Origin of the sequence: Pandoraea commovens, assembly GCF_024704525.1 — a bacterium.
In the GTDB taxonomy this organism is placed as follows: Bacteria; Pseudomonadota; Gammaproteobacteria; order Burkholderiales; family Burkholderiaceae; genus Pandoraea; species Pandoraea commovens.
On sequence record NZ_CP102780.1, the window covers coordinates 4,106,403 to 4,119,338 of the forward strand.

10 protein-coding genes, 1 pseudogene and 1 riboswitch are annotated in these 12,936 nt (G+C 61.9%); of the genes and pseudogenes, 6 read left to right on the forward strand and 5 right to left on the reverse strand.

The genetic code is table 11. The annotated features are described in order from the left end of the window. The first annotated feature begins 119 nt into the window (after positions 1 to 119). The 5 genes from NTU39_RS18490 (at position 120) to NTU39_RS18510 (ending at position 4,284) form a co-directional block, all read left to right on the forward strand. Complete coding sequence (locus NTU39_RS18490) at positions 120 to 1,430, forward strand: Nramp family divalent metal transporter (protein WP_150666481.1); 1,311 nt, start codon at positions 120 to 122, stop codon at positions 1,428 to 1,430. 415 nt (positions 1,431 to 1,845) lie between these two features. Then, on the forward strand, positions 1,846 to 2,478 hold the full coding sequence (locus NTU39_RS18495; protein WP_246184761.1) for a CsgG/HfaB family protein: 633 nt from the start codon (positions 1,846 to 1,848) through the stop codon (positions 2,476 to 2,478). An 83-nt stretch (positions 2,479 to 2,561) separates the two neighbouring features. Continuing rightward, positions 2,562 to 2,939, forward strand: coding sequence for a DUF4810 domain-containing protein (locus NTU39_RS18500; RefSeq protein WP_039397056.1), 378 nt, complete (start codon positions 2,562 to 2,564; stop codon positions 2,937 to 2,939). Beyond that, entirely contained in the window at positions 2,936 to 3,601 is a 666-nt protein-coding gene (locus NTU39_RS18505) for a DUF799 domain-containing protein (protein ID WP_217426192.1), read from the forward strand. Before NTU39_RS18500 ends, NTU39_RS18505 begins: the two co-directional genes overlap by 4 nt. A 197-nt stretch (positions 3,602 to 3,798) precedes the next feature. Further along, complete coding sequence (locus NTU39_RS18510) at positions 3,799 to 4,284, forward strand: DUF995 domain-containing protein (RefSeq protein ID WP_150666480.1); 486 nt, start codon at positions 3,799 to 3,801, stop codon at positions 4,282 to 4,284. A 126-nt stretch (positions 4,285 to 4,410) separates the two neighbouring features. Here NTU39_RS18510 and NTU39_RS18515 read toward each other — a convergent pair whose 3' ends face one another. The 5 genes and pseudogenes from NTU39_RS18515 to NTU39_RS18535 form a co-directional block, all read right to left on the reverse strand. Next, the gene (locus tag NTU39_RS18515; RefSeq protein ID WP_257958254.1) at positions 4,411 to 6,678 is read right to left on the reverse strand and encodes a TonB-dependent receptor; all 2,268 of its coding nucleotides are present in this window, start codon (positions 6,676 to 6,678) and stop codon (positions 4,411 to 4,413) included. Between the two features lie 613 nt (positions 6,679 to 7,291). Continuing rightward, positions 7,292 to 7,432: a DUF3563 family protein gene (locus NTU39_RS18520; RefSeq protein ID WP_150666478.1), complete on the reverse strand. Its 141-nt coding sequence runs from the start codon at positions 7,430 to 7,432 to the stop codon at positions 7,292 to 7,294. Positions 7,433 to 7,929: 497 nt separating this feature from the next. Next, a pseudogene (cueR, locus tag NTU39_RS18525) lies at positions 7,930 to 8,322 on the reverse strand (Cu(I)-responsive transcriptional regulator); the annotation flags it as partial. 7 nt (positions 8,323 to 8,329) lie between these two features. Continuing rightward, the gene (locus tag NTU39_RS18530) at positions 8,330 to 9,136 is read right to left on the reverse strand and encodes an endonuclease/exonuclease/phosphatase family protein (RefSeq protein WP_257958255.1); all 807 of its coding nucleotides are present in this window, start codon (positions 9,134 to 9,136) and stop codon (positions 8,330 to 8,332) included. A 174-nt stretch (positions 9,137 to 9,310) separates the two neighbouring features. Beyond that, positions 9,311 to 11,908: a heavy metal translocating P-type ATPase gene (locus NTU39_RS18535; protein ID WP_257958256.1), complete on the reverse strand. Its 2,598-nt coding sequence runs from the start codon at positions 11,906 to 11,908 to the stop codon at positions 9,311 to 9,313. Between the two features lie 289 nt (positions 11,909 to 12,197). Here NTU39_RS18535 and NTU39_RS18540 point away from each other — a divergent pair, with 289 nt between their 5' ends. Further along, complete coding sequence (locus NTU39_RS18540) at positions 12,198 to 12,398, forward strand: heavy-metal-associated domain-containing protein (RefSeq protein ID WP_150666474.1); 201 nt, start codon at positions 12,198 to 12,200, stop codon at positions 12,396 to 12,398. Between the two features lie 265 nt (positions 12,399 to 12,663). Then, a riboswitch (FMN riboswitch) is annotated at positions 12,664 to 12,840 on the forward strand. Positions 12,841 to 12,936 lie beyond the last annotated feature (96 nt).

The following is a 12,936-nucleotide window of genomic DNA, read 5'->3' on the forward strand; positions in this document are numbered from 1 at the left end:
AGTATAGCAGTTCATTTGCCGTCGACGGCATCTTCATGGCCGCCCCATCACGCCGATCGCGCTTGCGGCCAAACGCCGGCCCGGCTAACGTGAGCGTCATTACACGCAACCCACTCCTCATGCCGCTCCCGACCACTGCCACCGCTCCCTTCTGCCCCGCCGAGGTCAAAGGCAGCATCGTCATCGACGCGCGTCAGTCGCGCTGGACCAAACTCAAACGCTTCGCCGGCCCCGGACTGCTCGTCGCCATCGGCTACATGGATCCCGGCAACTGGGCGACGGACATTCAGGCAGGATCGCAATTCGGTTACTCGCTGCTTTGGGTCGTGGCGCTCTCGAGTCTCGCCGCCATCTTTTTGCAGATGCTGGCAGCGCGTCTGGGATTGGTCGCCGGGCGCGATCTTGCGCAGGCCAGCTACGAACGCTACGGCCGCACGGGTCGTTTCATCCAATGGATCACGGCCGAGATTTCCATCATTGCGTGCGATATCGCCGAAGTGCTCGGCTGCGCACTGGCCTTCAAGCTGCTGCTGGGCGTACCCATCGCGTGGGGGATCGTGCTCACCGCGCTCGACACGATGATCGTGCTGGGACTACAGGGCAAAGGCTTCCGTCAGATCGAAGCCATCGTTTTCGGATTGATCGGCACGATGGCGTTCTGTTTCATCGCGCAGGTCGCGATGGTGCCGCCCGACTGGCACGCGGTGGCCGCGGGTCTTGTCCCGGGCGCGCCCAGTCACGACCGGCGCGACGCGATCGTACTGGCGCTGGGCATCGTCGGCGCGACGATCATGCCGCACAACCTGTACCTGCACTCTTCCGTCGTGCAGACCCGGCGGGTCGTCGGCGGCAAGCGCGGCGACGTGCACGACACGCTCGCGTTAGTGCGCATCGATACCTGGGTCTCGCTGCTGATCGCCATGTGTGTGAATGCGGCAATTCTGATTCTTGCTGGCTCTGTCTTTCACGCCAGCGGTCAGACCAACGTCACCGATATCGAGCAGGCGTATCAGTTAATTACGCCGATTGCGGGGGGTGCTGCCGCCTTCATGTTCGGCATCGCCCTGCTCGCGTCGGGGCAAAGTTCGACACTGACGGGCACTATCGCCGGGCAAGTCATCATGGACGGTTTCCTGCACATGAAGATTCCGTGCTATCAGCGTCGACTGATTACGCGCGGACTCGCACTCGTGCCCGCGCTGATCGGGGTGTTGTGGCTCGGCGACGGTGCTGTGGGCAAACTGCTCGTGTGGAGTCAGGTGCTGCTCAGCCTGCAACTGCCGTTTGCCATGTGGCCGCTCATTCGCTCGGTCAGCGATGCGCGCGTGATGAACGGCAATACGATCGGACGTCCGACGCAGGTGTTCGCGTGGTGCCTTTTTGCCGTCATCACTGCGACCAATCTCTTGCTGATCTTCGGGCTGGGCTGAGAACGGCCAATGTCGACAGAAATGTCTCCAGACGATAGGAAAACTCACAAACCGAGGTCACTCAGGCCAGCGGCTATCGGCCATATAAGCCAACGCAACTCGCGCCGGATCACGCGAGTCCAGCCATCCTCGACCATGCGAACTTTCTGAATTGCAGTCTCCCACGTGAACCGCGGACTCAGGGTACGCAGGATGCAAGTGGGCGTTACAACGCACCGAAAACGCGTGCTACCATCAGCACCCCTTACCAACGCTTACTACAAGCGACAGACAACTTTAAAGAGGTAAGGGCTTCAGATGTCCGCATCGGAACGATGCCACGATGCATCGTCCGGCGGGTGACAACACACTCAGGGGTATCACCGTGCAGAAAAGGAAGTCCAGCATTGCGCTGCTCAGCGCTGCCACGCTCGCTATGGCCGTGCTCGGCGGTTGCGCCACCGAAAGTTCGCGTACCGTGGAAGTCGCCAAGGTTGAGAGTGCCAGCCGTCCGTACGTTGGCGTGCGCACGCCGATCGCTGTCGGCAAGTTCGACAACCGTTCCGCGTACATGCGCGGCGTCTTTTCCGATAACGTCGATCGCCTCGGCAGCCAGGCCAAGACGATTCTGATTACCCATCTGCAACAGACCCAGCGCTTCAACGTGCTCGACCGCGACAACATGGCCGAGATCCGTCAGGAAGCCGACATCAAGAAGACGAAGCAGACGCTCAAGGGCGCCGACTACGTGATCACCGGCGATGTGGTCGAGTTCGGCCGCAAGGAAGTGGGCGACAAGCAACTGTTCGGCATTCTCGGCCGTGGCCGCGAGCAGATCGCTTACGCAAAGGTCAACCTGAACGTGGTCGATATCGCCACGTCGGAGGTTGTCTACTCAAGCGGCGGCGCGGGCGAATTCGCACTCTCCAATCGCGAAGTCATCGGCTTCGGCGGCACTGCGGGCTACGACTCCACGCTCAATGGCAAGGTGCTTGACCTCGCCATGCGCGAAGCCGTCGACAAGCTCGTTGCCGGTATCGAGAGCGGTGCCTGGAAGCCGGGCAAGTAAGCGCACCGACACCCTTTTTTGCAGCAAGCCGTAGCGTGTGATTCGTCACGCGCTCGGCTTTGCACGTCAGGACATCAATCGTCATGAATCGCACGTTCTCGTCCGGCCGGATCGCCGTCGCCGCTATCGCGGGCAGCGTCATCCTCGCACTCTCCGGCTGCGCCACACCGCCCAAGCCGCTGTATGACTGGGAAGGCTATCAGCCGCAAGTCTACGAATACTTCAAGGGCGAATCGAAGGAAGCCCAGATCATTGCGCTGGAGCGCGATCTGGAGAAGATCAAGGCATCCAATCACGCTGCGCCCCCCGGGTATCACGCTCACCTCGGCCTGCTCTACGCCTCTGTCGGCAAGTCCGACAAGATGGTCGAAGAGTTCCAGACCGAAAAGCAACTGTTCCCCGAATCGGCCAGCTACATCGACTTCCTGCTTAAGAACAAGACCCCGGAGGCCAAGCAATGATCGCCCGACTCTGCAAATGGATGACGGTCGCCGCGCTCGCCGCCGTGATGACCGGTTGCGCTGTGCATCAAGCCAAGCCGTATGACTACACCGCGTTCAAGGAAAGCAAGCCGAAGTCGATTCTCGTACTGCCGCCGCTGAACGAATCGCCGGATATCGACGCGACCTACAGCGTGCTCTCGCAAGTCACGGTGCCGCTGGGCGAAGCCGGCTACTACGTGATGCCGGTGACGCTGGTCGACGAGTCGTTCCGTCAGAACGGTCTGACCGTCGCCGGTGACATCCATCAGGTCAGCCCGGCCAAGCTGCGTGAAATCTTCGGCGCGGACGCTGCGCTCTACATCAAGATCAGTCAGTACGGCACGAAGTACATGGTGCTCGACAGCGCCACCGTCGTGACGGTCTCGGCCGAACTCATCGATCTGCGCAACGGTGCGAAGCTGTGGAGCGGCGCAGCCAGTGCGTCGAACAACGAGGGCAACAACAGCGGTGGCGGCGGGTTGATCGGCATGCTGGTCACAGCGGCCGTCAAGCAGATCGTCAACAGCGTGTCGAACGCCGGTTACACGGTCGCAGGCACGGCCAATGCGCGTCTGCTGTCCGCCGGACGTCCTAACGGCATGCTCTACGGTCCGCGTTCGCCGAAGTACGGCACTGACTGACCGGGAAACTGGGCAGACCTCGCACTGTCACCTATAGTGGTAACGCATGGCGCGGTCGGCCTTCCCGACCGCTCATCGCCCGGACCGATAGCGACACCCCGCCGCAGCGCGGGGGCAAAAGTGCCAGACGATGCGCCCGTCAGGTGTGCGCCTCGTCGGCTTGCGTATGTGTCGGCAAGCCTCGTCCGGGAGTCATCATGGTTCACCGCTTCGCTTCTTCTGTCCCCCAGCCCCTTCGCATCACCACCCTCGCTGCGGTCGCAGCGCTTCTCTGGTTGCCCGGACTCGCCGCCGCCGATCCGATGCATCTCTCCGACATCAAAGACGCCAACGGCCAACAACTCAGTGTCGACGACTTACGTTCGCTAATGCCCGGCGCTCACATCACTAACGTTATTCAGAACGGCAGCACACGCAAGTGGGTCAACGAGTCCGGCGGATCGCTCAATGCGACGAGCGACAACAAAGGCAACATCGGATCGGGTGGGCGCAGTGTGCAGGTCGCGCATGCCACCGGCACCTGGTCGGTCAACGACAACGGCTCCTATTGCGTGAATCTGGAATGGCGAGCGCTCACCGAAAACTGGTGCCGCTTCATGTTCAAGGTGGGCGACAAATACTACGGCGTCACTTCTCTCGCCAACGGAGCGGCGATCGCGACCGAGTTCAGCATCGAGAAATGATCCATCCGGCAAGCGGACAAAAAGCGGACGAAAAAACGCCCCGGGCTGCGAACAGCACCGGGGCGCGACTGCAAGCTGCGTTTTCCGTCGTCAGCGAGGCAGTGAGGTCGCCAGGACCGCGACGACTTAGAAGTCCGTCGTCATGGACAGCAGGAACGTACGCGGCGCCCCCAGCGTCAGGTAGTTGCTCGACGACACGCTCGACCAGTACGCCTTGTTCGTCACGTTGAGCACGCTCAGACGGAACGTCGTCGACTTGCCGTAAATCTGCGTGGCATAACGCGCGCCCACGTCGAATCGATCCCATGCCGGAATCGACGCCGTGTTCGCAATATTCGCGTACTCACGGCCCGTGTGAATCCAGCGCGCGTTCAACGTCAGGCCCTGCACCCAGGGAATGTCGTATTCCGCACCGAGGTTGTACTGGAACGTCGGCACGCCGACCGGACGATTGCCGTTCGTCGCCGCGCTCGATTGATTGAGCAGCGTGCCGTTGATGTACGACACCCCGGCGATCACGCGCACATTCCTGACCGGGCTGCCATACACCGAAGCTTCGACGCCGCGGTGGCGCTCAAGCCCGTCTGCCACATAGACGTTCGATGCATTCGTATAAGCCGACGGCTTTTCGATCTGATAGAACGCAATCGACGCACCGAAACGCGCCGTATCGTACTTCGCGCCGAATTCAATCTGCTTCGAACGATACGGCGGTAACGACTGACCGTAGTTCACGGTCCCCTGCGGTGCCGTCGTCCCTGCGGCAAGACCTTCGCTACGGTTCGCGAACAACGACACGTTCTGCCACGGCTTGACGACGATGCCGAACAGCGGCGTGGTGATGGCGTCGTTGTAAGCCAGCGATTGCACACCGGTGTAACCGTAGTTGTTCACACCGATCGACTGATGACGCACGCCGACCGTGGCCAAAACGCGGTCGTTGAAGAAACCCAGCGTGTCCGACGCGGAGACACTACGCAACAACGTGAGCGCCGTCGTCTGCGGGTCGTTCAGGTTGCCACCTTGCGACGACGTCGCCGGATAGGCCACTTGCGGCGGATTGACGAAGCTCGTATTGAAAGCGGAGGCGAACGTGAACGCAGACTGCGAGTCCAGACGCGTTCCCGACGCCCCTGCCGTGAAGAAATGCGACACCGGCCCCGTCGTAAAGCGACCGCGCACGCCCACTTCACCGGAGAGCGCATCTTCCTGGTGCGGTGCATTCAGACGCGTCGCCGTCACAGGGCTCGACGCCCCCTTCCACGTAGGATTCGAATACTCCCCGTTCTCGTTCGTGTGACGGATACCGCCAGTGACGTAGGCCGTCCAGTGCGGCAGGAAATCGTACTCGGCACGCAGAATACCGACGCTGTCTTCCAGCGTGGTGTAGCTCCACGACTGCGCGTAGTTCGACGTCGCCGCCGGCGGTTGCGGCAGCACGTTGCCCGAGAAGTTGTACAGCGCCCGACCCGAGCCGATGTGCTGCTTCTGATAGAGGAAGTCCGCCGACAGACGCAACTTGTCGCCGCGCCAGTCAAGCGCAACCGATGTCGTCCGCGAGTTCGAATGCTCCCGGTCGACGGCGGTCTCACCGTCACGAATCGCCTGATTCACACGAATACCGAACTGGCCTTCGCTGCCGAAGCGGCGGCCGACGTCGATGTGCGTCCCGAATTCGCCTGAACCGCTGCCATCGATGGTCACACGGTTCAGAGGCGTGTCGTCTGCCCGCTTGAGTTGCAGATTCACACCGCCACCGATGGACGAACCGCCCGGCGACGCGCCATTCAAAAACGCGTTCGCCCCCTTGAACAGCTCGACACGTTCGAGCGCTTCGGTCGAAACCAGTTGACGCGGCGTGATGCCATAGAGCCCATTGAGCGAAATGTCGTCGCCCGCCAGCGTGAAGCCGCGAATCACGAACGTCTGTGCGAAGTTGCCGAAGCCGCGCGACATACGCACCGACGGGTCGTTATCGAGCACGTCGGCAAGCGTGCGCGCTTGCTGATCTTCGATCATCTTCGACGTGTACGCACTCATGCTGAACGGCACGTCGAGCGTGCTCTGATTACCGAGCACCCCGAAGCTCATGCCGCGTGCCACCTGTCCGCCCACATACGCTGGCTGCGTGTCGTTAGGCGACGTCTCCCGATCTCCCGACACGGTCACCGTTGGCAATGCGACAGGATTTTGTGCGCCAGCCTGTGCTGCCCCTGCAGCATCGCCCGCCTGCGCAGGCTGCGCCACGGCGTTGCCACCGAAAACGACCGAGCCGAAGGTCAGCGCCGACGCGACGACAATCGGGCGCAGCGAGCGCCATTGACCTGCACTGGGCGTGACGATGCCAGCGCGAGAGACTCGAGCAAAACGGGAAGAACGGGAAGCGAGCGACATGAGGAACAACTTGTTGGAGTGCGCCCCGGCAACGGACCGATACCTGGACTGGGAAGAGACTTGCCGGTCGGCGGCGAATCCCTTTCCACAAGAGAGGAAAACTGCGTACGACAACGGCACCCTCGAGAGCCTCGCCGGGCACGACGCGACATCTCAATTCGGCGAAAGTTTAATAATAATAGTAATGATTATCAATACCATTACTAAAAACGACACGTCAGGCGGCCTTGAATCGAGCTACGGCTTTGAGGGCAAATCGGTTGCGAATCAAGCGCTCATGCACGTCAGGTAGGCACTTGAGCACAGTAGTGCCGTTCGACTCACTGAGCCGTTGAGGAAAACCTATCAGTTTCGGGAGGGGACGGAAATGAAGGGAGGCGGACGGCCGACAGCAAAGAGCGTGCGACGACGCGATGGGGCCGCCGTAAACGACAAAGCCCGCCAAAGTGGCGGGCTTGTGTGGCCAATCCCGGAACAGCGGGAGTGGCATCCGGACTCACGGTTGGGCGCCGTCGCACGTCATCACAACGATGACGGGAATCGCCCGATAAGACGATCGACTTGCCTGGTTGCGCCAGCAGCGACCGCTCGTCCGGAAGGACTTCTGACTTGCTTAGTAACCGGCGGTTTCGAGCGCGCGGATACGGTGTTCCAACTCAATGATGTCCTTCGACTCAGCCAGGAATGCTTCACGACGACGGCGCTCAGCAGTTTCAAACCAAGTGTTCACGACTTCAAACAGGGCGGCAAACATGACGTTTCTCCAATTCATTAGTGTGCTGCATCGCAGCAGTGCTTCGCATTATATAGGGTTTTCCCGTTAAGGGTTAGCCCCTATATGTGAAAAACCAACAAATTCTGCTAGAGCATCACTTCGAATGGAGTCAATTCCATAAAATTCACATAAAAATCAAATGTTTATATAAAAACAACAGCACCAAAACGACCCGCTGCGGCATGCCGTCGCACTGCGCAATCAAAATTCGCGAGACAAAAAAAGCGCCGCTGTTGCGGCGCGTCATCCTGAAAAATGAGGCTTCCCATGTGACGGATCCGTACCGTCACATGACTGTCACGACCTCGGCACCCTTACGGCACGTGGCGTGCGACCTGGGCATCGCCGTCAGCGACCGCCCCGCCGGTGGGTGCCCCGGTGGTCGACGTCGTCGGCACGGTGCCCGGTTGTGTCGCGGTGCCGCACGCGGCCGCTGCATTCGTCGCGCAATCGCTCTTTGCGCCCAAATTGCCGGACAGATCCGCCGATGCCAGCCCTTCCAGAATCGGGCAGTCAGGGCGGTCGTCGCCGTGGCAATGCATCGCAAGATGCGAGAGCGTGTCGCGCATGGCGACCAGTTCGCCGATGCGCTGGTTAAGTTCGTCTACATGGGACTGCGCGAGCGCCTTCACCTGTGCGCTGGAGCGCCCCCTGTCCTGCCAGAGCGCCAGCAACTGGCGAATCTGGTCGATGCCGAAACCGAGCCGACGCGCCTGACGAATGAACCGAAGCAGATGCAGGTCCTGCTCGCCATATCGTCGGTAACCTGCCTCGGAGCGAGGGCTCGGAGGCATCAGGCCGATACTCTCGTAGTACCGGATCATCTTGGCCGTCACGCCGCTGGCCTGCGCCGCTTGTCCGATGTTCATAGCTACCTCACTGGGGGGAACGAGGGTTGAACGACGGGAGAGAGGAACCGTTCATGTCCTTCCCGGTATCCGACGGCACGAGTCGGGCACTGATCGGCGCATGATCGGAAATCCGTGACCAGGGGCGCCCGTGCAAGACTTGCGCCCCTTCGATATGAAAGCCGCGCGCGTAGATGCGGTCAAGTCGCAACAGCGGCAATCCACTCGGAAAACTGCGTGCCGGACGCCCGACACTGTTCTGAAACACCTCCGTCAATGCCAGCTTGTCGGCTAGCAAACGGTCCGCCTGATTGCTCCAGTCGTTGAAATCGCCCGCGATGATCAGCGGCGCATCTGCAGGAATGGCATCGGCCACCCGCTCCGTCAACATTTCGAACTGACGCCGACGTCCCTGCCCTGCGAGCGACAAATGCACGCAGAGACAGTGCAGCGGCTGGGGCAGCCCCGGCACGGCGATTTCGCAATGAAGCATGCCCCGCTTCTCGAAACTATAGGTCGTGATGTCGTGATTGTCCGATCTGACGATCGGATAACGACTCAAAATCGCATTGCCGTGGTGCCCGTGCTCATAGACCACATTGCGTCCATAAGCATGATCGCGCCATATCGCGCCCGCCAGAAACTCGTGTTGCGGTTGTACCGGCCAGTTAGTGTGACGCACTGCGTGGCGTTGGTGCATGCCCTGCACTTCCTGCAGGAAGACGAGATCCGGTGCGAGCCCCTCCAACCCCGCGCGCAGTTCGTGGACGCGCAAGCGGTTGAACGCGGAAAAGCCCTTGTGGATGTTGTAACTCGCAATATGCAGACTATTCATAGGCGGCAGCATTGACTCCGTGCCGGAAGACAGACGATATCACCTAGATGATGTCGCTTTCGGCGAATTTCAAGTCAGGTGGAAATCCGGGCGACGCATCGGAAGGTGGCTTCCAGGACGTCGCCCCTGATCATTTCATTATGCGCCGTTCACCTTATGCCCGTGGGAACCCTCTCAAACTCCCGCCCGGCGGGCCTCTCCAACGGCATCCGACTTTCCGGCGCTGCCTGCCGACACGGAGGTCGTCTCCTGATCGGCAGGACGCCAGCGGCGCAACAACAGTGCATTACTGACGACGCTGACGCTACTGAGCGCCATGGCCGCCCCGGCAATCACCGGACTGAGCATGCCAAACGCCGCGAGCGGAATCCCCACAACGTTGTACGCAAACGCCCAGAACAGGTTCTGACGGATTTTCGACCACGTGCGGCGGGACACATCGATGGCGTCGGCGACGCGCAGCGGGTCGCCGCGCATCAGCGTAATCCCCGCAGTCTGCATCGCGACATCCGTGCCCGAGCCCATGGCAATGCCCACATCGGCGGCAGCCAGTGCCGGTGCGTCGTTGATCCCGTCGCCGACCATGGCTACGACCGCGCCGTCACGTTTGAGTTGCGCGATGACCTCCGCCTTGTGTTCCGGCAGAACATCGGCATGCACCTCGTCGAGCCCCAGCGCCGTGGCAACCGCCTTCGCGCTCCCTGCGTTATCGCCCGTCACCATCACACACCGCACACCCAGCGCGTGCAGGCGGTCGATAGCCGGACGAGCGGTCGCCTTGAGCGTATCGCCGAACGCGAGTAGCCCGAGCAGACGACCGCCGCGAGCACGCTCATTCGCAACATCCCCCGCGACGTCGCCCACGTCGGCACTGCCCGTCTCGACCAGCCACGAGACAGTCCGTCCCTCGCCTGCCAGCCGCACGGCTTCCGACGCCAGCGCCCCCTGCGAAATACCGAGTTCATCGAGCAATCGCGCATTGCCCAACTGGAGGGTGTGACGGCCACTTAACGGGTCACTCAATGAGCCGCTAAAGGAGCCGCTCACAGCACCCGCACCCTGCACTTCCCGAATGTCGGCCCGCATACCGCGTCCCGGCAATGCAGCAATATCGGACGCGACCGGCACCGCCGAAGCCAGCCCGGCCTCCTCAGCGGCCGTCGTCACAGCCTTGGCCAGGGGGTGAGAGCTTCCCGACTGCACCGCAGCAGACCAACGCAGCAGCGTGTCGGCGCTCGTGCCTTGCGCAGGCAAGTGCGCGACGAGACGCGGCTTGCCTTCCGTCAACGTCCCCGTCTTGTCGAACACCACGACGCTGATCCGGTGCGCCAGCTCCAGCGCCTCGGCGTCCTTGATCAGGATGCCTTGTCGCGCGGCCGCCCCGGTGCCGACCATAATTGCCGCTGGCGTCGCCAGTCCCAATGCGCACGGGCAGGCGATGACGAGTACCGCGACAGCGTTGAGCAGCGAGGCCTCAAGTCCAAGCCCCAGTGCCCAACCGGCGACGACCGTCACAATGGCGATCAACACAACCACCGGAACGAAAACCGCCGCCACCCGATCCACAGCGCGCTGAATCGGCGCTTTGCCCGCTTGCGCGTCCTCGACCATGCGAATGATGCGGGCCAATGCCGTATCGGCCCCCACCGCCATCGTTTCCACACGCAATGTGCCTGCACCGTTGATCGAACCGCCCACAACCTTGTCGCCATCGGCCTTGTCGATCGGCAACGGCTCACCGGTCAGCAACGATTCGTCGAGCTGGCTCGCGCCATCGCGGATCACCCCGTCGACCGGCACACGCTCACCGGCGCGCACCACAACCCAGTCGCCCACCTTCACCTGCGCCAGCGGCACCGAGACTTCACTCGCCGCGCCGTGCGGGTCACGCACGACACGCGCCGTCTCCGGACGCAGCGCCGCCAGCGCCCGAATCGCTTCCACGGTCCGCCGCTTTGCCCGCGCTTCGAGCCACTTGCCCAGCAGCACCAGCGTGATCACCACCGCCGCCGCTTCGAAATACAGATGCGGCATGCTGCCCGCCGGTGCGCGCCACCACTCATACAAGCTCAGACCGTAGGCCGCCGACGTGCCCAATGCCACCAGCAAATCCATGTTGCCGCTTCCGGCACGCACCGCCTTATAACCCGCCCGGTAGAAACGCGCGCCCAGCCAGAACTGCACAGGGGTGGCGAGCAGCCACTGCACCCACGGCGGCGGCATCAGATGCACACCGAACGGCTCGACAAGCATGGGGAGCAACAACGGCAGCGACAGCACGGCAGCGACCGCCACCGGCCACCATGCCGGACCGCTCTGCGCCGATGCCGCCTGCGCGGGGTCCGTGACGACCGACGCCTCATACCCCGCCTTCTCGACGGCAGCACTCAGTACCGCAACATCGACCACCCCGCGCACACCACGCACCGCCGCGCGCTCGGTCGCCAGATTCACATTGGCTTCGACCACGCCCGGCACATTGCGCAACGCCTTTTCCACGCGCCCGGCGCACGAGGCGCATGTCATGCCGCCAATGGCCAGTTCGAACGATTGCTCCGCAACCTGATACCCGGCGTCGCTGACGGCGGCCTCAACCGCGCCCAGCAGCGCGGCCGGCGCGACGTCAGCCGCAGCCTCCACCGCCGCCGTTTCGGTCGCAAGGTTCACACTGGCGCTCGCCACACCGGGCGTGCGCCGCAAGGCCTTCTCCACCCGCGTCACGCAGGATGCGCAGGTCATGCCTTCAATACCGACCGACCAGTTCTGAGTCATTTATAGGCCTCCAGGAGGACTGTCATCATGCGTCACAGCATAGATCTTGCCATGACAGGAAGGTCAAGCACTGTGCGGCAACTTGTTACGCATTCCGGTGGAAACAGCAGGACCACACCCGTCACACTTCAACGATAGCGCTACCGGAACCGGCCATGTTTGGGGGACGTCTGACCCGACACGCGATTCGTCTGAAAAAAGCGCTTGAGCTTACCTCTATGGGAAGGTCTATCATCCATTCACCTGATCAGTGTCACCGTCAACTGAATCGTCTTTCAAGGAGAGCAACATGCAAGTCCAAGTCGAAGGTATGAGCTGCGGCCATTGCGTTAAAGCCGTCACGCGTGCGATCACCGAGCTGGACGCCGATGCGAAGGTCAACGTCGATCTGGGTGCTGGTCGCGTAGACGTCCAAAGCGACCTGTCGCCCGCAGAAGTCAGCGCCGCCATCACCGACGCCGGTTACACGGTCAAGGGCACCAGCGCCTGATTGAGTGACGGCCGACCAGCGTCCAAGTTTGGCCTGAACTTCGTTCGACGGACGTTCGACGCCCTCAGCCGACGCCATCTGCCCACATCAAACACGGCCACAAGAGGCTCCCCGCGTCTTGTGGCCGATGTGCAATCCCACGCGCCTCGCGCGGCCTTCCCTGCAGACCTCTCCCGCCCTGTGCTACGCTCTGTCTCGCCGCATACGTAATGACGCCGCGCAATGCGTGACTACCACGCGATGCAACGCAACGTTCGTACGGCATACACGTCTTCAGGGCGGGGTGAAAGTCCCCACCGGCGGTATGTGACACCACGCAGTTCGCTGCGTCGTCATGAGCCCGCGAGCGCTTGTCACCGTCGCTTTCGCGACATCGGCAGGGTCAGCAGATCTGGTGCGAAGCCAGAGCCGACGGTCATAGTCCGGATGAGAGAAGATGCGTCGATACCCGCGTGCTATGGGATGCCGTCCCATGGCGACGTCCGTTCGCATGCCCCGAAAACGTTTTTCGCCCGATTGACTTACGCGAGGAGCGTTT